Genomic DNA, 20827 nt, shown 5'->3' on the forward strand with positions numbered 1-20827 from the left:
GAATGGCTGGGTCCGACGGGAACGAGGACCCGAACGGGACCGTCGGCGGCGACGGCTCGGACGGGTCCGGGACGGCCGGCGGTGGCGTCGCGGAGGCGGACGGGGCGCGCGTCGACCGCCGGACGGTACTCGGCGGCCTCGCGCTCACTGGGAGCGTCGCGCTCGCCGGGTGCGGCGGCGACGAGGCCGACGGCGGCGGCGAGGCCGACGGCGGCGACGAACCGAGCGGCGGCGGAGCGGGGGAGGACGGCGGCTCGGGCGACCGGTCGACGGCCGGACTCGACCGCGAACGGCTCGACGAGCTCGCGGCGCGGTTCGCGCCGACGCTGTACTTCGACGCCGCGGAGCCGTGGTTCCCGACCGACCCGCGACCGTACGCGGTCGAGGAGGACGGCGAGACGGTCGTCGACGGGTTCGAGGCGTTCAACGGCTACCACGAGCGGTACGACGAGACGGGCGAGCCGCCGGCCCCCACGGTGTTCTACAACGGGATGCGGTACGAGGACTCCCCGCTCGCGGTCGTCCAGTTCTGGTTCTACTCCGCGTTCGACCAGTTCACGGCGAACTTCCACTGGCACGACTGGGAGGTGCTCCACGTGTTCGTCGACCTCGACACGGGCGACCCCCAGCTGTACGTCGCCAGCTCGCACTCCCGGAGCGTCCCGAACAACGAGTTCCTCGACCCGGACCCGAACGTGGTCCCGCGGATCCTCCCCGAGCTCGGCTCGCACTCCAGCACGCTCTCGGTCAACGAGATCCCCGACCGGTTCCGCCGCGTCGGCGAGGAGGGGCTCCTCGCGGACATCACGAACACGACGATAGACACCGTCGAGGACCTCCTCGGGGTCCCGATCGCGTATGGCCTCCCCCGGGACGAGGGGGCGCGGCTCCCCTTCGTCGTCCCGGAGTACGAGGGCGAACCGATCTACGACCACCCCGACCTCCCCGCCGTCAGCGAGGGGTCGCTCGTCGACGGCGCCCTGACGGTCCGCTCGCTCGACGCGCTGCGGTCGCCGCCGACCGACCTCCCGCTCCGCGAGACGGGGATCGCCTTCCGCCACGGCGGGCGCCCGGCCGACGGCGAGGACGCCGCGCCCGCCGAGGAGGCCGCCGAGTCGGTCGTCGAGTACGACCTCGTCGAGAGCGCCGAGCTGGAGGGCATCTCGGCGTTCACCGGTCCGCAGCTCAGCTTCGAGTTCGCGGTCCCGCAGGCCGTCGAGGACGCCGTCGCGAGCCACATCACGACGACCGGCGTCCCGTGGGACCAGCCCCGCTACGAGAACCCCGCGCTCGACATCACGGCCGGCAACCACCGGTCGGAGATGGCGGCCCGGTACGACGCGATCGCCGACGACCCGTCGTTCGGCGACGACGCCGCAGAGGCCCTCGACTCGGTCGTCGCCCGGGTCACGCGGGCGACCGAGAGCGACGAGGCGCCCGACGGCGAGGGGCTGACGACGACCGGGTCGAGCGTCGAGTCGTTCGTCCTGATCGAGAGCGACCCCGAGGCGGTCCCGACGTTCGCCGGCGGCGTCGCGGTCGCGAACGGCGTCCCCGAGGGCGACCACCGCGTCACGGTCAACGGCGCCGGGCGCGCGCCGCACAGCGAGACGCTGACCGTCTCGCCGGACGAGGCCGTGACGACCGCGGGCGTCGACGGCGAGATCCCGCTCGTCGCCCGCGAGGACGCGCGGAAGGTGGAGCTGTCGGACGCCGACAGCGACGTCGACCTGACCCGGACCGCGATCGAGGACGACTTCGCCGGGCGGATCTACGACTCCGCGATCGACGGGAGCGACGCGGCCTACGTCCACGCCGGCGGCGCCTACACGACCGAGGTCCGCGACGCCGACGACGAGGTCGGCGCGTACCGGGTCAACCCGGACCCGTCGGCGTCGGGGAGCGACGGCGACGGCGGGGAGGGCGGCCCCGAGCCGATCCGGATCGAGCGTCCCGAGACGGGCGCGGCCCCCCTCGCCGGCTACGTCGCCGACGTGGCCGAGGAGACGCGCGCCGCGGTCGCGGCCGCGGCTGCGGAGAGCGGGGACGGCGGCGACGACGACTCCGGCGGCGGGAACGGCTCGGGCGGCGGCGGGGGCTCCGGCGGCGGCCCGTCGAACGCGGTCAACGGGCTCGAACGGGCGCTGGCCGCCGCGGTCGACGCCGCCGAGCGGGCCGAGGAGCGCGCCCGCGAGGGCGACGCCCCGGGCACCGAGCGGCAGCTGGCGAACGTGCTCGACCGGATCGCCCGGATCCAAGAGCGCCTCGCCGCCGCACGCGAGGGGCTCCCGCCTGGGCTCGCGAACGCCACCGGGAAGCGCGTCAAGCAGGCGGCGAAGCGGGTCGAGCAGGCGCGGAACGCCGACAAGCTGTAGCCGGCGGCGTCGTCGAGGCGGCCGCTCGTCGCCCGCGGGGCGGTGTGTCACGGGCCACCAGTGGATGGAAAGCTATACGACGCCGAACCGACCACGAGTATATAAGCAGATGTCTCAGGAGGGATACGACCACGCGACGGTCGAAGAACGCTGGCAGGAGGCGTGGGAGGACGCAGACGTGTACCACGTCCCGGACGACGCCGACGATCCGACGTACGTCCTCGGGATGTACCCGTATCCGTCCGGGAAGCTCCACATGGGGCACGTCCGCAACTACACCATCACGGACGCGTACGCCCGCTACCGACGGATGCGCGGCGACGACGTGCTCCACCCGATGGGGTGGGACGCGTTCGGGCTGCCGGCCGAGAACGCCGCCAAGGAGCGCGACACGAACCCCCGCGACTGGACGTTCGACTGCATCGACACGATGCGCGGGCAGATGAAGTCGATGGGGTTCGGCTACGACTGGGACCGCGAGGTCACCACCTGTACCCCCGAGTACTACCGGTGGAACCAGTGGCTGTTCCGCCGCTTCCACGAGGCGGGCCTGGTGGAGCGCCGCGACGCCGAGGTGAACTGGTGTCCCTCCTGCGAGACCGTCCTCGCCGACGAGCAGGTCGAGGGCGACGCGGAGCTGTGCTGGCGCTGTGACACCCCCGTCGAGACCCGCGAGCTCGACCAGTGGTTCCTGAAAATAACCGAGTACGCCGACGAGCTGCTGGAGGCCATCGACGAGCTGGAGGGGTGGCCCGACTCCGTCCGGCAGATGCAGCGCAACTGGATCGGGCGCCAGTACGGGAGCGAGGTCGACTTCGAGGTCGAGGGCCACGGGCCCGTCACCGCGTTCACGACCCGGATCGACACGATCCACGGCGCGACGTTCTTCGCCGTCGCGCCCGACCACCCGATCGCCGAGGAGCTGGCCGCGGAGGACGACGACGTGCGGCGGTTCATCGAGGAGGAGGCCGACCCCGACGGCGACGAGCCGAACGGCGTCGAGACCGGCCTCATGGCCACCAACCCCGTCACGGCCGAGGAGATACCCGTCTTCGTCGCCGACTTCGTCCTCTCGGACGTGGGGACGGGCGCGCTGATGGCGGTCCCCGGCCACGACGAGCGCGACCACGCGTTCGCGACGAAGAAGGGCGTCGAGATCCGGCCCGTGATCGCGCCGGAACCGGACGACTGGGACGGCGAGACGGCCCCCGACGCGCCCGACGTGACGGAGGAAGCGTTCACGGAGGACGGCGTGGTGATCGACTCGGGCGAGTACACCGGCCTCGACAGCGAGACCGCGCGGGAGCGGATCACGGAAGACACCGAGGGCGCGAGCGAGGCGACCCAGTACCGCCTGCGCGACTGGGGCATCTCCCGGCAGCGCTACTGGGGGACGCCGATCCCGATCGTCCACTGCGACGACTGCGGGGCGGTCCCGGTGCCCGACGAGGACCTGCCCGTCGAGCTGCCGGAGTTCATCAACACGACCGGCAACCCGCTGGACGCGGCCGACGAGTGGCAGGCGACGACCTGTCCCGAGTGCGGCGGGCCCGCGACCCGCGAGACGGACACGATGGACACGTTCGTCGACTCCTCGTGGTACTTCCTGCGGTACGTCTCGCCGGACCTGACGGACGCCCCGTTCGACCTCGACCGCGCGAACGACTGGATGCCGGTCGACCAGTACGTCGGCGGCATCGAGCACGCCGTGATGCACCTGCTGTACTCGCGGTTCTTCACGAAGGTGCTGGCCGACGAGGAGGGCCTCGACCACCGCGAGCCGTTCACGAACCTGCTGGCACAGGGGATGGTCCAGCTGGAGGGCGAGAAGATGTCGAAGTCGAAGGGGAACGTCGTCTCGCCCCAGCGGATCGTCGACGAGTACGGCGCCGACACCGCGCGGCTGTTCATGATGGAGGCCGCCCAGCCCGAGCGCGACTTCGACTGGTCCGAGGAGGGCGTCCGCTCCACGCACCGCTTCCTGACCCGCCTCAGCGACCTCGTCGAGGCGTACGCCGCGGGCGAGGTGGCGACTGCCGGCGGCGGCGACGGCGAGGCCGCCGACCGCGACGAGATCGACGACTACGTCGCTGACGAGACCGACGCCGCGGTCGCCATCGCGGGCGCCGAGTACGACGACCTGACGTTCAACGTCGCGCTGCGGGAGGCCCAGGAGCTGGTCCGCACCCTCCGGAGCTACCGCGAGGGCGCCGAGCCGCACCCGGCCGTCTTCGAGCGCGGGCTGGACGTGGCCGTGCGCCTGCTGGCGCCGGTCGCGCCGCACCTGGCCGAGGAGCTGTGGGAGACGCTCGGCCGCGACGGGTTCGTCGCCGAGGCCGAGTGGCCGACCGCGAGCGTCGACCGCGACACCGTCGAGCGCCGGCGCCGGCTGGTCGCGAACACCCGCGAGGACGTGCGCGACATCGTCGACGTCGCGGGGATCGAGGACCCCGAGCGGATCGACGTGGTCGTCGCCCCCGACTGGAAGTACGACGCCCTTGAGATCGCGATCGACAGCGACGCCGACAACCTGATCTCGGAGCTGATGGCCGAGGACCACATCCGCGAGCGGGGCGACGACGCCGCCTCGTACGGCCAGGACCTCCAGGCGAACCGCGAGGCGCTGCGCGAGACCCTCGACGGCGACGCCGAGTACGACGCCCTGCGCGCCGCCGCGTGGCTGATCGAGCGCGAGTTCGACGCGCCGGTGCGCGTCGAGCGCGCCGCCGACGCCGACGAGGGCGTGGTCAGCAAGGCGGAGCCCGGCCGCCCCGCCATCGACATCGTCGAGTAGCGGCCGACGCCCGGCGAGGGATCCGGCGGGCGCGGCCGCCCCCGGAAACGCTTAGTCGCCGGCGCGGTCCCTTCCCGTATGGACGACCCGTACGCTCCCGCGCGCGAGGCGCTCGCGGGCGAGGGGCTCGGTAGCGGCGGCGGCGATGACGGCACCGGCGGCGACGCGGGCGGCGCCGACCCCGCCGTCCTCGCCGCCCGGCTCGACGACGCGGACCCGCTCGCCGGGTTCGCGGACCGGTACCGGATCCCGGACGACCTGCTCTACATGGACGGCAACTCGCTCGGCCCCGCGAGCGACGCCGCCCTCGCGAGCCTCGACCGCGTCGTCGACGAGTGGCGCGACCGGCTCATCGCGGGGTGGACCGACGCCGACCCGCCGTGGTTCGAGGTCGGCGAGCGGCTGGGCGGCGCGCTCGCGCCGCTGGTGGGCGCCGACCCCGAAGAGGTGGTCGTCGGCAACTCGATCACGGTGAACATCCACACGCTCGTCGGCACCTTCCTCGACGAGCTGCTGGCCGGGAACGGCCCGGACCGCGAGGAGTTAGAGCGCGCGGACGGGAAGTGGGCGCCGGAGGGCGACCCCGAGGACGACCCGGCGGTCCTCGTCAACGAGCTCGACTTCCCGTCCGACCACTACGCGATCCGCGCCCAGCTCCGGCAGCGGGGGATCGACCCCGACGAGAAGCTCCGGGTCGTGCCGAGCCGCGACGGGCGGACGATCGACCCCGGAGACGTCGAGGCCGCGCTGGACGCGCACGACGACGTGGGGATCGTCTTCATGCCGACCGCGCTGTACCGGTCGGGCCAGCTGTTCGACGTGGAGCGGATCGCCGAGGCGGCCCACGAGGCGGGCGCGTACGCCGGCTTCGACGCGGCCCACTCCGCGGGCGCCGTCCCGCACGAGTTCGGCGCGGCGGGCGTCGACTTCGCGGTCTGGTGCACGTACAAGTACCTCAACGCCGGCCCCGGCTCGATCGGCGCGCTGTTCGTCGCGGAGCGGCACCACGGGCTCACGCCCGCCTTGGCGGGCTGGTGGGGCCACGAGAAGGCGACGCAGTTCGAGATGAACATGACCTACACGCCGGCCGACTCCGCGGGCGCGTGGCAGATCGGTACCCCGCCGCTGCTCGCGGCCGCGCCGCTGGAGGGCTCCGTGGAGCTCCTGCGGGAGGCCGGGATCGAGCGCCTCCGCGAGAAGTCGCTCGCCCTGACCGACTTCCTGATCGCCCTGGTCGACGACCGGCTCCCCGCGGTCTCGGTCGGGACGCCGCGCGAGCGCGACGCCCGCGGCGGGCACGTCGCCCTCGAACACCCCGAGGCGGAGCGGCTGAGCGCGGCGCTCAAGGACCGCGGCGTCGTCGTCGACTTCCGGCCGCCGAACGTGGTGCGGGTCTGTCCCGCGGCCCCGTACACGTCCTTCGCCGACGTACTCGAAGTGGTCGACGAGGTCGAGGCGATCCTCGACGCCGGCGCACACGAGAGGTACGCGACGAGCCAGGGCGGCGTGACATAGCGGGCGCGGGACCCTCCAGGTCGGAATAACTTATATTGCGGCCGGCCAACGCCGACGTATGACGGATCGGCAGCGACCGGCCCCCGAGTCGGAGTCCGATCTCGCGGTCGGGGACGAGGAGCGGGGCGTCTACGAGACGATCTTCTGCGAGATGGAGGACGCGGTCTTCCTGATCGACGTCGAGGCCGGAGACGCGGGGTACGACTTCCGGTTCCGACGGACCAACGCGTCTCACCAACGGCTCACCGGTATCTCCCTCGAAGAGATCCGCGGCAAGACGCCGCGGGAGCTGCTGGGCGAGGAGCAGGGCGCGGCGGTCGCGGAGAACTACCGCCGCTGCGTCGAGGCCCGCGAGACGATCGAGTACGAGGAGGCGCTCGCGCTGCCGGAGGGGCGGAGAGAGTGGCAGACGCGGCTGAGCCCGGTCGTCGACGAGGGGTCGGTGACGCGGATCGTCGGCGTCGCTCGCGACGTCACGGAGCAGCGAGAGCGGGAGCGGACGGTCCAACGGATCAAAGACCGACTCGAACTCGCGGTCGAAGGCGCGAACCTCGGCGTCTGGGACTGGGACGTGACCACTGACGAGGTCGAGTTCAACGACCAGTGGGCGGAGATGCTGGGCCACTCGCTCGACGAGATCGAGCCGCACCTCGACGCGTGGGAGCGCCGCGTCCATCCCGACGACCTCCCGGCGGTCGAGGACGCTCTGTCGGCCCACGTCGACGGCGAGACCGAGTACTACGACGCGGAACACCGGATGCGGACCGCGTCGGGCGAGTGGAAGTGGATCCGTGACATCGGGAAGGTGGTGGAGCGCGACGAGGACGGCGGACCGGTGCGCGCGGTGGGGATCCACCTCGACGTCGACGAGCAGAAGCGACGGGAGGAGGAGCTGCGACGGACCCGGCGACTGATCGAGCGAACGCAGGAGAGCGCGTCGATCGGGTGGTGGGAGGTCGACCTGGTCGACGAGTCGCTGACGTGGAGCGACGAGGTGTACCGCATCCACGAGCTACCGACGACGGAGTCGGTCGAGCTGGAGGACGGAATACAGTTCTATCATCCGGACGACCGCGACGCCATCGAGAGCGCCTTCGAGCGGCTACGAACGGAGGGCGAGTCGTACGACCTCGAGCTGCGGATCGTCACGACGACCGGTGAGACCCGGTGGGTCAGGGCCATCGGCGACCCTCGGTTCGGCGAGGACGGAGCGGTCACCGGAGCGCTCGGACTGTTCCAAGACATCACGGAGCGGAGAGAGTACGAGGCCGCCCTCGAATCGACGCGCGAGGAGCTCCGGCAGATCATCGACCTGGTGCCGGACCTCGTGTTCGTGAAGAACCGCGAGGGCGAGTACCTCCTGGCGAACGAGGCGACCGCGGCGGCGTACGGAAAGACGCCCGAGGAGGTCGAGGGGAAGACCGAGGCGGAGATCATTCCGGACGTCGAAGACTCGGAGGCGTTCCGACAGGACGACTTGGAGGTGATCGAGTCGGGCGAGCCGAAGGCGGTCGGCGAGGAGACGCTGACCACGGCTGACGGGGAGACGCGCATCCTCCAGACGACGAAGATACCGTACGAGGCCCCGGACACCGGCGAGGACGCGGTGTTGGGGTACGCCCGCGACGTGACGGAACTCAAGGAGTACGAGCGGACGCTGGAGGAACAGCGGGACAACCTCAAGCTCCTGAACCAGGTCGTCCGCCACGACATCCGGAACCAGCTGATGGTCGTCGAGTCGTACACCGAGTTCCTCGAGGAGTCGCTGCCGGACGAGCAGAGTCGGACGTACGCGCGGACGGTCATCGGCGCGGCGCGGCAGGCCGCAGACATCACGGAGACGGCCAGAGACGTCACCGACGTACTGCTACAGGTCGGTGCCGATCAAGAGCCGGTCGACCTCCGCACCGAACTCACCGAGCAGATCGAACAGATCCGGTCGGACAAAGACCGCGCGACGGTCACCGTGGACGAGACGATTCCGGACGTGACGGTGTTGGCGGACGACCTGCTGGAGGCGGCGTTCCGGAACCTCCTGACGAACGCCGTCGTCCACAACGACAAGGACGTGGCGGAGATCACGGTGTCGACCAGCGTGTCGGACGAGACGGTGCGCGTGTCGATCGCGGACAACGGTCCCGGGATCGCGGACGACCACAAGGCGCAGATCTTCCAAGAGGGCGAGAAGGGACTCGAAAGCGGTGGAACGGGGATCGGGCTGTACCTCGTCAAGACGCTCGTCGACAGGTACGGCGGCGACGTGTGGGTCGAGGACAACGAGCCGACCGGGAGCGTGTTCACCGTCGAGCTCCGCCGCGCCGACTGAGCGCGTCGGGGCGGGGCGACGGCCCGGACGGGGGAAGCGGATCGATCGCGCACGGCGACGGGCTTAATCGCCCGAGCGCCCAATCGAACACGATCAGAGCATGTCGGAGCCGTCGGGGATGGACGCGTTCGCGCACCTCGGGAGCGAGGTCCGCGAGGCGCTCTCGGACCGGGGGTTTTCAACGCCCACGGAGCCCCAGCGCGAGGCGATCCCGCCGCTCGCGGCCGGGCGGAACGCGCTCGTCTTAGCCCCCACCGGCACCGGGAAGACGGAGACCGCGATGCTCCCCGTCTTCGACGCGCTCGCCGAGGCCCGAAACTCGCCCGGCGACCCGCCCCGCGAGGGGATCTCCGCCCTCTACATCACCCCCCTCCGCGCGCTCAACCGCGACATGATGGACCGGCTGGAGTGGTGGGGCGAGACCCTCGGCGTCGAGGTCGCGGTGCGCCACGGCGACACCACGCAGTACGAGCGGTCCAAGCAGGCCGACGACCCGCCGGACGTGCTCATCACGACGCCGGAGAGCCTCCAAGCGATCTTGACGGGCTCGAAGATGCGGGCCGCGCTCGAAGACGTGGCGCACGTCGTGGTCGACGAGGTCCACGAGCTGGCCTCGGCGAAGCGGGGCGCGCAGCTCACGGTCGGCATGGAGCGGCTCCGCCGCGTGGCGGGGCCGTTCCAGCGGATCGGGCTCTCCGCGACGGTGGGCGATCCGGAGGAGGTCGGCCGGTTCCTCGTCGGGACGGGGACCCGCGACCCGGACCGCGAAGGGGACCGCGACTTCGAGACGGTCGAGGTCGCGGCCGGGACGCGGACCGACGTGCGCGTGCTGGACCCCGAGATTACGGACCGCGACACGACGCTCGCGGGCGAGCTCGCGGTCGACGAGACGACCGCGAGCCACGTGCGGACGATCCGCGAGATCGTCGCGGACAACGAGTCGACGCTGATCTTCGTCAACACGCGACAGACCGCGGAGGCGCTCGGATCGCGGTTCAAGACGCTCGCGGAGAAGGAGCGGGAACGCGGGGTCGACGCCCCCACCGAGATCGAGCTCCACCACGGGTCGCTCTCGAAGGAGGTCCGGATCGACGTTGAGGACCGCTTCAAGTCGGGCGACCTCGACGGGCTCGTCTGTACCTCCTCGATGGAGCTCGGGATCGACGTGGGGCGCGTCGACCACGTGGTCCAGTACGGGAGCCCGCGCGAGGTCGCCCGGCTGCTCCAGCGCGTCGGGCGCGCGGGCCACCGCCGCGACCTCGTCTCCGAGGGGACCGTCGTCGCGCAGGGGGGCGACGACACCCTCGAAGCGATGGCCATCGCGCGGCGGGCGGGCGAGGAGCTCGTCGAGCCCGCGAACATCCACCACGCCAGCCTCGACACGGTCGCGAACCAGGTCGTTGGCCTCGTGATGGACGAGGGGGAGCTCCACGCCCGCGAGGCGTACCGGACGATCACGGACGCCTACCCGTTCAGGGACCTCTCCGAGCCGCGGTTCCAGGAGGTCGTCCGCGAGCTCGACGGGAACCGGCTGCTGTGGCTCGACGAGGAGACGGACACCTTGGAGAAGTCGGGCGGCACCTGGCAGTACTTCTACGCGAACCTCTCGATGATCCCCGACGAGGCCACCTACGAGGTGTACGACATGTCCTCCAGACGCGGCATCGGGACCCTCGACGAGCAGTTCGTCGTCAACTTCGCCGGGCCGGGCGAGACGTTCGTCCAGCGCGGCGAGATGTGGAAGATCACGGAGATCGACGAGGATGAGGAGCGCGTGAACGTGACGCCGATCCCCGACCCGACCGGCGAGGTCCCCTCGTGGGTGGGCCAGGAGATCCCCGTCCCGAAGCCCGTCGCCGAGGAGGTGGGTCGAATTCGCGGCGAGGCCGCGGCCGCGCTGGAGGCCGGCTCGACCCCCGAGGCCGTCGCCGCCGACCTCGCCGAGCGCTACCCGACCGACGCGGAGACGGTCGCGGCCGCGCTGAAGTCCGTCGTCGACCACGTCGACGCCGGCCACCCGGTCCCCACGGACGAGCGGGTCGTGATCGAGGGGAGCGCGCGCACCGTCGCGGTCAACGCCGCCTTCGGCCACGAGGTCAACGAGACGCTCGCGCGCCTGCTCGCGGCGCTGGTCGGCCAGCGTGCCGGCTCGTCGGTCGGCATGGACGTCGACCCGTACCGGATCGAGTTCGAGGTCCCCGGCGGCGTCGGCCCCGGGACGTTCCGCGAGGTGCTGGAGACGACCGACCCCGACCGGCTGGAGGCGTACCTCGAACTCGCGGTGAAGAAGTCGGACGCGCTGAAGTTCACGCTCGCGCAGGTCGCCGCGAAGTTCGGCGCCGTCAAGCGGTACAAGGAGGGGCGAGGGAAGTTCGGCGGCGACCGCCTGCTCGCCGCCCTGGAGGACACGCCGGTCTACGACGAGGCGCTCCGCGAGGTGTTCCACGCCGACCTCGCCGTGCCGGAGACCGCGGACCTGCTCGCGGCGGTTCAGGACGGCTCGCTCGACCTCACGATCGCCCGCGAGCGGACGCCGCTCGGCACTGCAGGCCGGTCCGCCGGCACGGAGTTCCTCGTCCCCGACAACGCCGACGCCGACGTGATCGAGACGGTCAAAGAGCGCATTCGAGACGACCGCGTCATCTGCTTCTGTCTCCACTGTACGGACTGGAAGCAGACGACGAAGGTCCGACGCGTCCGCGACCAGCCCGAGTGCCCCGAGTGCGGGTCGACGCGGATCGCGGCGCTGAACCCGTGGGACGACGAGACGGTCGCCGCGGTGCGCGCGCCCGAGAAGGATGACGAGCAGGAGCGCCGCACCGAGCGGGCCCACCGCGCCGCGAGCCTCGTCCAGACCCACGGGAAGCGCGCGGTGATCGCCCTCGCCGCCCGCGGCGTCGGCCCCCACAACGCCGCGCGGATCATCAACAAGCTCCGCGAGGACGAAGACGAGTTCTACCGCGACGTGCTCCGCCAAGAGCGGGAGTACGCGCGCACGCAGTCGTTCTGGGATTAGTTCGCGGACACGCTCTTTTTTGTGTGGCACGGCCGAAGCGAGGGCATGGACCTCTCCGCCGCCGTCTCGGCAACGACAGCGACCCTCCGTCGCCGCCCCGCACAGCTTCTCCCCTTCTACCTCCTCGGCACCGCGGTCCCGGTGATCGCCCGCCTCGGCACGTTCGCCGCGCTGGCGGGGATCTACCTCCACCTCGAACTCTCCGGGCGGCTCGCGGCCGTCGGCGACGCCCTCGCCGGGGTCGAGCCGCCGCCGGAGACGCAGGACCCGGAGGCGCTTCAGGCGTGGGCCGAGGGCCTGACGCCCGCGTTCGAGCCCCTGTTGACGCCGACGGTCGGGGCCCTGTTCGTCGCCGGCGTGCTCGTCTCGGTCGTCCTCGCGATAGTCGCGTACGCCGTCGTCTCGGCCGGGCAGCTCTCCGCGGTCATCGCGAGCCTCCGGGACGAGCGGGGGCTCGTCGGCGGGATCGCCGGCGCGCGGTCCCGCTGGCTCACATTCCTCGGGGTGTACGTCGCCGAGCTCCTCCTCTGGATCGCCGTCCTCGCGCTCGGGTCGATCGCGGTCGGCGCGGCGTTCCTCGCGAACCCCTTCCTCGGCGCCGCGGTCGCGGTCGCCGCCCTCCTCGTCGGGTTCGTCGCCTTAGCGCTCGTCCGGATCCTGTTCGCGTTCGCGCCGGTCGCCGTCGTCGTCGACGACGCCGGCGTGGTCGGCGCGGTCGAGGGCGCGGGCGGCTTCGTGCGCTCGAACCCCGTCGACGCCGCCGCCTACCTCGTGGTCGCGATCGGCTCGCTGGTCGCCGTCGCGTCGGTCGCCTCCGGGCTCGCGTTCCTCGGCGGCGGCCCCGTCGTCGCGCTCGCCAGCGCGGTCGTCGTCGCGCCCGCGCTCGACCTGCTGAAGACCGTCCTCTACGGCGACTACCGCGGCACGGTCGACCCCGTCTCGCCGCCCGAGGCCGGCGTCAGGGCGCAGTTCGTCGGCGGGGCCCGCCGCGGCTGGCGGGCGCTCGGGAGCTTCGTCCGGTCGACGCCCGGCAGTCACGCCCTCGCGCTCGCGGTGGCCGTCGGCTTCGGCGCGGTCGGCTGGCTGGGCGCCGCGCCGTTCGCCGAGACGGTCCCGACCTCGATCGAGTCGCGGCTGGTCGGACAGATCCCGCCCGTGGCGACGCTGACGTACTTCGGGAACAACTGGGGCGTCGCGATCGCGACCGCCTTCTCCGGGGCGGGGTTCGTCCTCCCCGCGCTCTCGTCGCTCGCGTTCAACGGCCTCGCGCTCGGCGCCACCGCCGCCCTAGAGGAGAACCTCCCGGCGCTCGTCGCGTTCGTGGTCCCCCACGGGATCTTCGAGATCCCCGCGCTCATCGCCTCGGGGGCGCTCGGGATCCGCCTCGGCGCCGTGTCGTGGCGGGCGTTCCGCGGCCGCGCGAGCCGCGAGCGGTTCGCGGACGCCTTAGAGACCGCGTTCTGGGTGACGGTCGGGCTCGGAATCCTGTTCGGCGTCGCCGCCGTCATCGAGGGGTTCGTCAGCCCGTTCTACTGGCGGCCGTTCCTGTAGCGCGCGGACCGGCGACCCGCCCGCAGCCTTATTACCGCGCGGTCGAAGCGACGGTATGACACCGCTCGTCGTCGTCATCCTCGTCGGCGTCCCGCTCGCGTGGCTCGTCGGCTTCGCCGCCTACGCGTACGTCGACGCGCCCAAGTACGGGATGGATCCGCGGAAGTGGGCGCTGATCGCCTTCTTCGTCCCGCTGTTCGGGTTCTTCGCGTATATTTTCGAGCGCGGCGAGCGCGATTACGACTCCGAGACCGACCCGTACGCCGGCGGGAGCGACGGCCGCACCGGTGGCTTCGCCGTCCACGAGTCGCGGCAGGGAGAAGAGCGGCTCGGTCCGGCGGGCACGGAGGCGGACGACGGCGACGACGACGAGTGGAACGACCCGGACGGGGTCGACCTGTAGGCGCTCGTCGCCGCGGTCGCGCTCGCCGCGGCCGCCGACCCGCTCGACGCGCGTCCGCTCAGAGCGCGTCTATCAGGGCCTTCCGGCGGCGGTCGAGGTCGAACGCGGCGTCGGCGGCGTCGAGTCGGCCGAGGAACGCGAACACGTCCGCGCCCGCCCCCTCGGCGTGACGGACCAGGGCCTCGATCGACGCGCGGTTCGTGGCGAACGACTCCAGCTCCCCGCAGCAGAGCGCCAAGGCGATCCCGGCCTCGCCGGACGGGAAGGCGGGGTCGACGCGGGCGAGGTCGGGGTCGTCGGTCGCCGCGCCCGCGACGCCCGCCTCGTCGGCCGCGGCGACGCGTAGACACCGCGTACAGATCGCCGCCGGATCGGCGGGGGCGTGTTCGCGGAGCGCCGGCGGCACCGCGAAGGCGACGGCCTCGGCGCCGCAGTGTGGACAGGACACGCCCGTCGCTACGGGCGGGGCGGGCTAAAAGCCGACGGCGGGAAAACGAGCGGCGACCGGCGCGGAAGCGGTGATGGCGACTCGAGAGAGGCGCCGCGAGGACGTCAGTCGGCGGGCTCGGGCTCTTCGGTCTCCGCGGCCGCGACCTCCGCGGTCGCCTCCTCGGCCTCCGCCCGCTCTTCTTCCTCCTTCTTCGCTTTGATCTTCTTCATGCGGAATATCTCCTCGCGCTCCTGCTCTTCGAGCTTCTGCTCGATGTACTCCTGGTTCTCGTAGAGCGTCGGGAGCAGCGTGAACTCCAAGGCGTTCACGCGGCGCTTCGTGGTCTCGATCTCGGTGAGCATCTTCTTCATCGCCGTCTCGACCTCGGCCGCGAGGATGATCTTCTCTAACAGCTCCTCGTAGGCGTCGGCCGCCTCGTCGATCCGCGCCGAGGAGCCCAGCAGGCCGTACCCGCGCTCGTCGAGGCTCTTCTGGACCTTCGAGGACTCGATCTGCGGGACCACGACGCCCATGATGTTCTTCGACTGGGTCGTGATCTCGGGGTGCTCTTTCAGCGCCGCGGCCGCGCCGCGGACGGCGACGTCGCCCTCCATCGCCCGGGCCATGTCGATCTTGCGCTGGGCCGTCTCGTAGTTCTCGGAGACCTCGGACCGGACGTCCTGCGCCTGGTCGAGGATGTCCATGAACTCCATGATGAGCCCGTCGCGCTTCTGTTCGAGCGTGTCGTGACCGCGCTCGGAGAGCTCGATGCGGTCCTCGATCGCCATCAGGTTCTTCCGCGTCGGTTTGACGTCCTTGGCCATCTTGGGGGAAGCTTCCGCTCCGAGGCGGTTAATTCTTTTCAGACGCGGCGGATCGCCCCGACGACGACTGCGAGCGACGGCGAGCAGCGCCGCTGTCCGGACGCGGCGTCGCAGGCGTCAAAAAGTGAGTCGGGCCGTCAGTCGGCCGCTTCGAGGACTTCGCGCTCGGACTCGTCCTCGCGGTAGTGCTCTTCGATGAACTCCTCGTCGATCCGGTTGAGGGCGTCCTTCGGCAGCATCGAGAGGAGGTCCCAGCCGATCGAGAGCGTCTCGTCGATGTCGCGGTTCTCGTCGAAGCCCTGGTCGATGAACTCGGACTCGAACGCGTCCGCGAAGTCGAGGTACTTGTTGTCCAGCTCCGACAGCGCCTCGCGACCGACGATGTTCACGAGGTCGCGGAGGTCCTCACCCTCCGCGTACGCCGCGAACATCTGGTCTTTCACGTCGGCGTGGTCGGCTCGGGTGAGCCCCTCGCCGATGCCGTCGTCCATCAGCCGCGACAGGCTGGGGAGGACGTTGATCGGGGGCTGAAGGCCCTGACTGTTGAGGTCGGGGTCGACGTAGATCTGTCCCTCCGTGATGTACCCGGTCAGGTCCGGGATCGGGTGAGTGTCGTCGTCGCCCGGCATCGTGAGGATCGGGATCTGCGTGACCGAGCCCTCGCGTCCCTTGATCCGGCCGGCGCGCTCGTACAGCTGCGCCAGGTCGGTGTACATGTACCCGGGGTACCCGCGGCGGCCGGGCACCTCCTCGCGGGCCGCCCCGATCTCGCGGAGCGCCTCGCAGTAGTTGGTCATGTCCGTCAGGATGACGAGGACGTGGTAGTCCTTCTCGAAGGCGAGGTACTCGGCCGTCGTCAGGACCATCCGCGGCGTGACCGTCCGCTCGACGGCGGGGTCGTCCGCGAGGTTCATGAAGACCACGGAGCGTTCGAGCGCGCCGGTACGCTCGAAGTCCTCCATGAACTCGTTGGCCTCCTCCTGGGTGATCCCCATCGCGCCGAAGATGACGGCGAACTCGGAGCCCTCCTCGTCGTCGCCCTCCTCCTCTTCGGGCACGCTGGCCTGCCGCGCGATCTGCATCGCGAGCTCGCTGTGCGGCTGCCCGGAGCTGGAGAAGATCGGGAGCTTCTGCCCCCGGACCAGGGTGTTCATGCCGTCGATGGCGGAGACGCCCGTCTCGATGAACTCCTCGGGGTACTCCCGGGAGTACGGGTTGATCGCCGCGCCGACGATGTCCTGGCGCTCCTCGGGGACGATCTCCGGGCCGTCGTCGATCGGGCGGCCGGAGCCGTCCAGCACCCGCCCGAGGAGGTCCTCGGTGACGGGCATCTTCATCGTCTCGCCCAGGAAGCGGACGGACGCGTCTCTGTCGATACCGGAGGTGCCCTCGAAGACCTGGATGGCGACCACGTCCTCAGAGGATTCGAGCACCTGTCCGCGCAGCGTCTCGCCCTGTGCCGTCTCGATCTCGACGATCTCGTCGTAGCCGATCGCCTCGTCGACCTCGGCGTACACGAGGGGACCGCTGATCTCGGTGATGGTTTGATACTCTTTCATGGTCAGTAGAGGCTCCGGAGCTCCTCGGTGATCTCGGCTTTGAGATCCTCGACGTACTCCTCGTAGTCCTCTTGGACGCCGATGCGGTTAATCCGCGGGGCCGACTCGATGTCGATGATCTCCTCGACCGGGACGCCGGCGTCGAGCGCGTCGAACGCCTCGTCGTTGAACGTCTGGATCGTCGTCAGCATCAGGTACGTCTTCTCCGGCGGACAGAACGTGTCGACCGGGTGGAACGCGTTCTGCTGGAGGTACGCCTCGCGCAGGTAGCGCGCGACCTCCAGGGTGAGCTGCTGGTCGTCGGGCAGGGCGTCCTTCCCGACGAGCTGGACGATCTCTTGCAGCTCCGTCTCCTCGTCGAGCACGTCGACCGCCCACTGGCGCCGCTCGGCCCAGTCGTCGGCGACCTCGTCTTCGAACCAGGGGTCGAGCTGGTCTTTGTACAGCGAGTAGGACTCGTTCCAGTTGATCGACGGGAAGTGGCGGCGTTCCGCCAGGTCCGCGTCGAGCGCCCAGAACGTCTTCACGATACGCAGCGTGTTCTGGGTGACCGGCTCGGAGAAGTCGCCGCCGGGCGGCGACACCGCGCCGATCGCCGAGACGGAGCCCTCCGTCCCGTTGATGTTCTCGAAGTAGCCGGCGCGCTCGTAGAACTGCGCCAGGCGGGCGGCGAGGTACGCGGGATACCCCTCCTCGCCGGGCATCTCCTCCAGCCGGGAGGAGATCTCGCGCATCGCCTCCGCCCACCGCGAGGTGGAGTCGGCCATCAGCGCCACGTCGTACCCCATGTCGCGGTAGTACTCGGCGATCGTGATCCCCGTGTAGATACAGGACTCACGCGCCGCGACGGGCATGTTCGAGGTGTTCGCGATGAGCGAGGTGCGGGCCATCAGCGGGTTGCCGTTGGCCGGGTCCTCCAGCTCGGGGAAGTCCTCGATGACCTCCGTCATCTCGTTGCCGCGCTCGCCGCAGCCGACGTAGACGATGATGTCCGCGTCGGCGTACTTCGCGAGCTGGTGTTGCGTGACCGTCTTCCCGGAGCCGAACGGCCCGGGAATCGCGGCCGTCCCGCCCTTCGCGATCGGGAACAGGCCGTCGAGGATGCGCTGGCCGGACACCAGCGGCGTCCGGGGCGTCTTCTTGTCGTTGGCGGGGCGGGCCTCGCGCACCGGCCACTCCTGGTGCATCGAGATCTCCTCGCCGTTGTCCAGTTCGACGACCGTTTCGGTGACATCGAAGGTCCCGGACTCGGCGGCGACGACCTCGCCGCCCTCGTAGTCCGGCGGCACCATGACCTTGTGATCGATGGTGACCGTCTCCTCGACGATCCCGACGATGTCGCCGGGCTCGACGACGTCGCCTGCCTCGACCTCGGGCTCGAACTCCCACTCCTCCTCGAGGTCGATGCCGGGCGCGTCGACCCCGCGGTCGAGGTACGGACTGCCCATCTTGCCCTCCAGCACGTCCAGGGGGCGCTGAACGCCGTCGTAGATGGCATCCAGCATCCCCGGGCCGAGGTCGACCGACAGCGGCTCGCCCGTGTTCTCGACGGGTTCGCCGGGGCCGACACCGGAGGTCTCCTCGTACACCTGAACGGTCGTGAGGTCGCCCTCGATCTCGATCACTTCCCCCATGAGCCCTTCGTCGCCGACGTAGACGACGTCGTTCATGCGGGCGTTGAGATCGCGGGCGGTCACGACCGGACCGCTCACGCTCTGAATGACGCCGCTGTCTGTCTCGGCGTCGGTTGTGTCTGCTTTGCTCATATTAGTCGTCTTCCTCCATCAGGTCGATGCCGATGGCGCGTTTGATCTGGTCGCGCAGCCCGCCGCTGCCGGCGCCGGAGCCGCCGAGCGTCACGAGGACCGGCTCGATGCTCCCCTCGACGGCCTCGCGGGTCCCCCGCGAGAGGTGGTCGAGGTCGTCGTCGTGCATCACGATGATGCCGACGTCGTCGTCGTCGAGCGTCCGCTCGACGGCGTCGTCGAGCGCCTCGTCCTTCTCCTCGTCCGGCACGTTCTCGAACGCTCGGACGCCGGCGAGGCGGAATCCGGTCGTGAACTCCGGGCTGCCGACGACCGCTATCTCCTGGCTCATGTTATCACCAGCTCCGATTCGATCTCGTCGGGCGAGAGGCCGGCCTCCTTCCCGCGGGCGATCGCCCGGATGTTCTCCGTCTCGCGCTCCTTCGCGAGGATGTAGGAGATCACCGGGGTGACCGACACCGGGTGGATCGTGCCGAGCCGGTCGCCGTACGCCAACAGCGCGCCGTCGATGGCGTGCTCGAACGCGATGAGGCTGTCCGCCTCCTCGAGCTCGCGCAGCGCGGGCCCGAGCTCGTCGCCGTACTGGCTGTCGCCGATGTACTCGACCAGCTCGTCGAGGTTCTGCGCCAGCCGCGCGAGCGACGAGCGGGTGAACAGGTCGCCGCCCTCGATGAAGTACGCCGCGGGGTCGATGTCCGCGCCCGAGCGGGCGAGCCGGAGCGCGTTCGTCGCGTTCCGGAAGTCGACCTCCGCCTTGAGGAACGCCTCGTACTGCCGGGTCGGCTCGTCGCCGCCGAGCCCGGAGAGGAGCCGCTCGTAGAACGCGCGGTCGACCGCGTTCTCCAAGGGCACCAACACGCCCGCCTCCTCGTACTCGGCGAACGCTTCCCGAAGCGGCTCGCCGTAGATCGTATCTTCGAGGACCTCGATCACGCCGTCGATCGAGTCCGCCTCCAGCAGTCGACGGATGCGCCGGTCGTCGAACTCGCCGGCGCGGATCAGGTCGGCCTCGACGGCCGACTGGTCCGCGTCGGTGTAGACGCCGCGGATGACCGTCTTCACGTTCCAGGCGTCGAACTTCCGGAGGTAGCGGGCGATGAGGTCGTACAGCGGCCCCTCGCTCCAGTCGAGGATGGCGTCGAACTGCTCGGCGAGGTTCCGGTTTAACGCGTACTCGATCAGGTCCACGCCGCCGTGGCGGCTGCCGAGCGCGTTGATCTCCTCGCCGTAGCTCGACTCCTCCATGAACCGGGCGATCTCGGCCGGCCCCATCCGGGTCAGCTTGCGGTACTCCTCGTCCCCGTAGAGGCTGCCGCGGCGGGCACGAACCCGCGCGACGACGTACTCGGGGTTCGAGCTACCGGCGGCGCTCATTGGTCGAACAGCCGCTCCGAGATGTTCTTCAACTCGTCGTCCCAGACGGACTCCAGGACCGAGTCGAACGTGTTGTTCACGCGAACGCGGGAGGTGTCGCTCTCGGCGACGACGCCGCCGAGGCAGTCGACCTCGCCGTCGACCTCGGCGTTGCGGTCCGCCACGAGCTCCTCGAGCAGCTCGACGTCCTCGGCGCGGGTGTAGACGGCGACGTCCTCGTCGTCGTCGAACTCCGCGAGGGTCGCGTCGAGTAAGGCCTCCGTGAGGTCGCGGCGGTCGTCGCCGTCGAGGTCGGCTATCGCCGCCTCGACCTCGTCGTGGACGTCCTCCAAGACGTCGCGGCGGGCGCCCAGCCGCTCCTGTTTGGCCTCGAGCTTCGCCGACGAGAGCGTCTGTTCGCGCTCCTGGTCGATCCGGCTCTCGACCTCGGCGAGCCGCTCCTCGCGGATGCGGTCCGCGTCGGCCTCCGCCTCTTCGATGACCTCGTCGGCCTCGGCCTCGGCCTGTTCGCGGATCTCCTCCGCACGCGCGCGGGCCTCATCTTCAACGTCCTCAACGACGGTTTCCAAACTCATTGGTTGAAAAACGCTGGAGAGTTACCCGACGATGAAGACGACGACGAGCGCGAGGATGACGATCGTCTCGGGAAGGACCGTCAGGATGAGCCCGTTGACGAAGAGGTCGTCGTCCTCGGCCATCGCGCCGACGGCGGCCGACCCGATACCGCGCTCCGCGTAGCCTGCGCCCAGCGCCGCGAGCCCGACGGCGAGCGCCGCCGCGGCGTTGGGGTCAGTCAGCGTTCCACCGGTCGACAGTACGAGGTTCCCGAGTTCGTTGGTAGCTTCAAACATTGGTAGTAGTTGCTGTTGCTCGTCTCCGAACGGTTGCTAGTTG

At 70.6% G+C, this 20827-nt stretch carries 15 protein-coding genes; 7 read left to right on the forward strand and 8 right to left on the reverse strand.

What is annotated here, in order from left to right; genetic code table 11:
• Positions 1–2: 2 nt before the first annotated feature.
• The 7 genes from DVK06_RS10930 (at position 3) to DVK06_RS10960 (ending at position 13980) form a co-directional block, all read left to right on the forward strand.
• Positions 3–2375: a hypothetical protein gene (locus DVK06_RS10930; protein ID WP_233561670.1), complete on the forward strand. Its 2373-nt coding sequence runs from the start codon at positions 3–5 to the stop codon at positions 2373–2375.
• A 109-nt stretch (positions 2376–2484) separates the two neighbouring features.
• Positions 2485–5169, forward strand: a complete 2685-nt coding sequence (leuS, locus tag DVK06_RS10935) for a leucine--tRNA ligase (RefSeq protein WP_121600295.1) — start codon at positions 2485–2487, stop codon at positions 5167–5169.
• A gap of 78 nt (positions 5170–5247) precedes the next feature.
• A complete protein-coding gene (gene kynU, locus DVK06_RS10940) occupies positions 5248–6684 on the forward strand; it encodes a kynureninase (protein ID WP_121600296.1) in 1437 nt (478 codons plus the stop codon).
• Positions 6685–6742: 58 nt separating this feature from the next.
• Entirely contained in the window at positions 6743–9010 is a 2268-nt protein-coding gene (locus tag DVK06_RS10945; RefSeq protein ID WP_121600297.1) for a PAS domain S-box protein, read from the forward strand.
• A 100-nt stretch (positions 9011–9110) separates the two neighbouring features.
• On the forward strand, positions 9111–12026 hold the full coding sequence (locus DVK06_RS10950; protein WP_199718636.1) for a DEAD/DEAH box helicase: 2916 nt from the start codon (positions 9111–9113) through the stop codon (positions 12024–12026).
• Positions 12027–12071: 45 nt separating this feature from the next.
• Positions 12072–13577, forward strand: a complete 1506-nt coding sequence (locus DVK06_RS10955) for a stage II sporulation protein M (protein ID WP_121600298.1) — start codon at positions 12072–12074, stop codon at positions 13575–13577.
• 55 nt (positions 13578–13632) lie between these two features.
• A complete protein-coding gene (locus DVK06_RS10960) occupies positions 13633–13980 on the forward strand; it encodes a PLD nuclease N-terminal domain-containing protein (RefSeq protein WP_121600299.1) in 348 nt (115 codons plus the stop codon).
• 58 nt (positions 13981–14038) lie between these two features.
• Here DVK06_RS10960 and DVK06_RS10965 read toward each other — a convergent pair whose 3' ends face one another.
• The 8 genes from DVK06_RS10965 to DVK06_RS11000 form a co-directional block, all read right to left on the reverse strand.
• On the reverse strand, positions 14039–14428 hold the full coding sequence (locus DVK06_RS10965) for a DUF6276 family protein (protein ID WP_121600300.1): 390 nt from the start codon (positions 14426–14428) through the stop codon (positions 14039–14041).
• 104 nt (positions 14429–14532) lie between these two features.
• Positions 14533–15234, reverse strand: coding sequence for a V-type ATP synthase subunit D (locus DVK06_RS10970; protein WP_053772454.1), 702 nt, complete (start codon positions 15232–15234; stop codon positions 14533–14535).
• A 137-nt stretch (positions 15235–15371) separates the two neighbouring features.
• Positions 15372–16793 carry a V-type ATP synthase subunit B gene (locus DVK06_RS10975; RefSeq protein ID WP_053772453.1) on the reverse strand — a complete coding sequence of 474 codons (1422 nt, stop codon included), beginning with the start codon at positions 16791–16793 and terminating at the stop codon, positions 15372–15374.
• Between the two features lie 2 nt (positions 16794–16795).
• Positions 16796–18559 (reverse strand): ATP synthase subunit A, encoded by a 1764-nt coding sequence (locus DVK06_RS10980; RefSeq protein WP_121600301.1) that lies wholly within the window; start codon positions 18557–18559, stop codon positions 16796–16798.
• A gap of 1 nt (position 18560) precedes the next feature.
• On the reverse strand, positions 18561–18890 hold the full coding sequence (locus tag DVK06_RS10985; protein ID WP_121600302.1) for a V-type ATP synthase subunit F: 330 nt from the start codon (positions 18888–18890) through the stop codon (positions 18561–18563).
• Complete coding sequence (locus DVK06_RS10990) at positions 18887–19933, reverse strand: V-type ATP synthase subunit C (protein WP_053772450.1); 1047 nt, start codon at positions 19931–19933, stop codon at positions 18887–18889. Before DVK06_RS10990 ends, DVK06_RS10985 begins: the two co-directional genes overlap by 4 nt.
• The gene (locus DVK06_RS10995) at positions 19930–20508 is read right to left on the reverse strand and encodes a V-type ATP synthase subunit E (RefSeq protein ID WP_121600303.1); all 579 of its coding nucleotides are present in this window, start codon (positions 20506–20508) and stop codon (positions 19930–19932) included. Before DVK06_RS10995 ends, DVK06_RS10990 begins: the two co-directional genes overlap by 4 nt.
• Positions 20509–20529: 21 nt before the next feature.
• Entirely contained in the window at positions 20530–20784 is a 255-nt protein-coding gene (locus tag DVK06_RS11000; RefSeq protein ID WP_004598766.1) for a hypothetical protein, read from the reverse strand.
• Between the last annotated feature and the right edge of the window lie 43 nt (positions 20785–20827).

Source organism: Halorubrum sp. Atlit-28R, assembly GCF_003665955.1.
In the GTDB taxonomy this organism is placed as follows: Archaea; Halobacteriota; Halobacteria; order Halobacteriales; family Haloferacaceae; genus Halorubrum; species Halorubrum tropicale.

Excerpts from the sequence above, each read along its gene's own strand:
- DVK06_RS10950 (WP_199718636.1), top strand. The coding sequence starts at position 9,111 with ATGTCGGAGCCGTCGGGGATGGACGCGTTCGCGCACCTCGGGAGCGAG.
- DVK06_RS10985 (WP_121600302.1), bottom strand. The coding sequence starts at position 18,890 with ATGAGCCAGGAGATAGCGGTCGTCGGCAGCCCGGAGTTCACGACCGGA.
- DVK06_RS10980 (WP_121600301.1), bottom strand. The coding sequence starts at position 18,559 with ATGAGCAAAGCAGACACAACCGACGCCGAGACAGACAGCGGCGTCATT.
- DVK06_RS10945 (WP_121600297.1), top strand. The coding sequence starts at position 6,743 with ATGACGGATCGGCAGCGACCGGCCCCCGAGTCGGAGTCCGATCTCGCG.
- DVK06_RS10970 (WP_053772454.1), bottom strand. The coding sequence starts at position 15,234 with ATGGCCAAGGACGTCAAACCGACGCGGAAGAACCTGATGGCGATCGAG.
- DVK06_RS11000 (WP_004598766.1), bottom strand. The coding sequence starts at position 20,784 with ATGTTTGAAGCTACCAACGAACTCGGGAACCTCGTACTGTCGACCGGT.
- DVK06_RS10960 (WP_121600299.1), top strand. The coding sequence starts at position 13,633 with ATGACACCGCTCGTCGTCGTCATCCTCGTCGGCGTCCCGCTCGCGTGG.
- DVK06_RS10955 (WP_121600298.1), top strand. The coding sequence starts at position 12,072 with ATGGACCTCTCCGCCGCCGTCTCGGCAACGACAGCGACCCTCCGTCGC.
- DVK06_RS10990 (WP_053772450.1), bottom strand. The coding sequence starts at position 19,933 with ATGAGCGCCGCCGGTAGCTCGAACCCCGAGTACGTCGTCGCGCGGGTT.
- DVK06_RS10975 (WP_053772453.1), bottom strand. The coding sequence starts at position 16,793 with ATGAAAGAGTATCAAACCATCACCGAGATCAGCGGTCCCCTCGTGTAC.
- DVK06_RS10930 (WP_233561670.1), top strand. The coding sequence starts at position 3 with ATGGCTGGGTCCGACGGGAACGAGGACCCGAACGGGACCGTCGGCGGC.
- DVK06_RS10995 (WP_121600303.1), bottom strand. The coding sequence starts at position 20,508 with ATGAGTTTGGAAACCGTCGTTGAGGACGTTGAAGATGAGGCCCGCGCG.
- leuS (WP_121600295.1), top strand. The coding sequence starts at position 2,485 with ATGTCTCAGGAGGGATACGACCACGCGACGGTCGAAGAACGCTGGCAG.
- kynU (WP_121600296.1), top strand. The coding sequence starts at position 5,248 with ATGGACGACCCGTACGCTCCCGCGCGCGAGGCGCTCGCGGGCGAGGGG.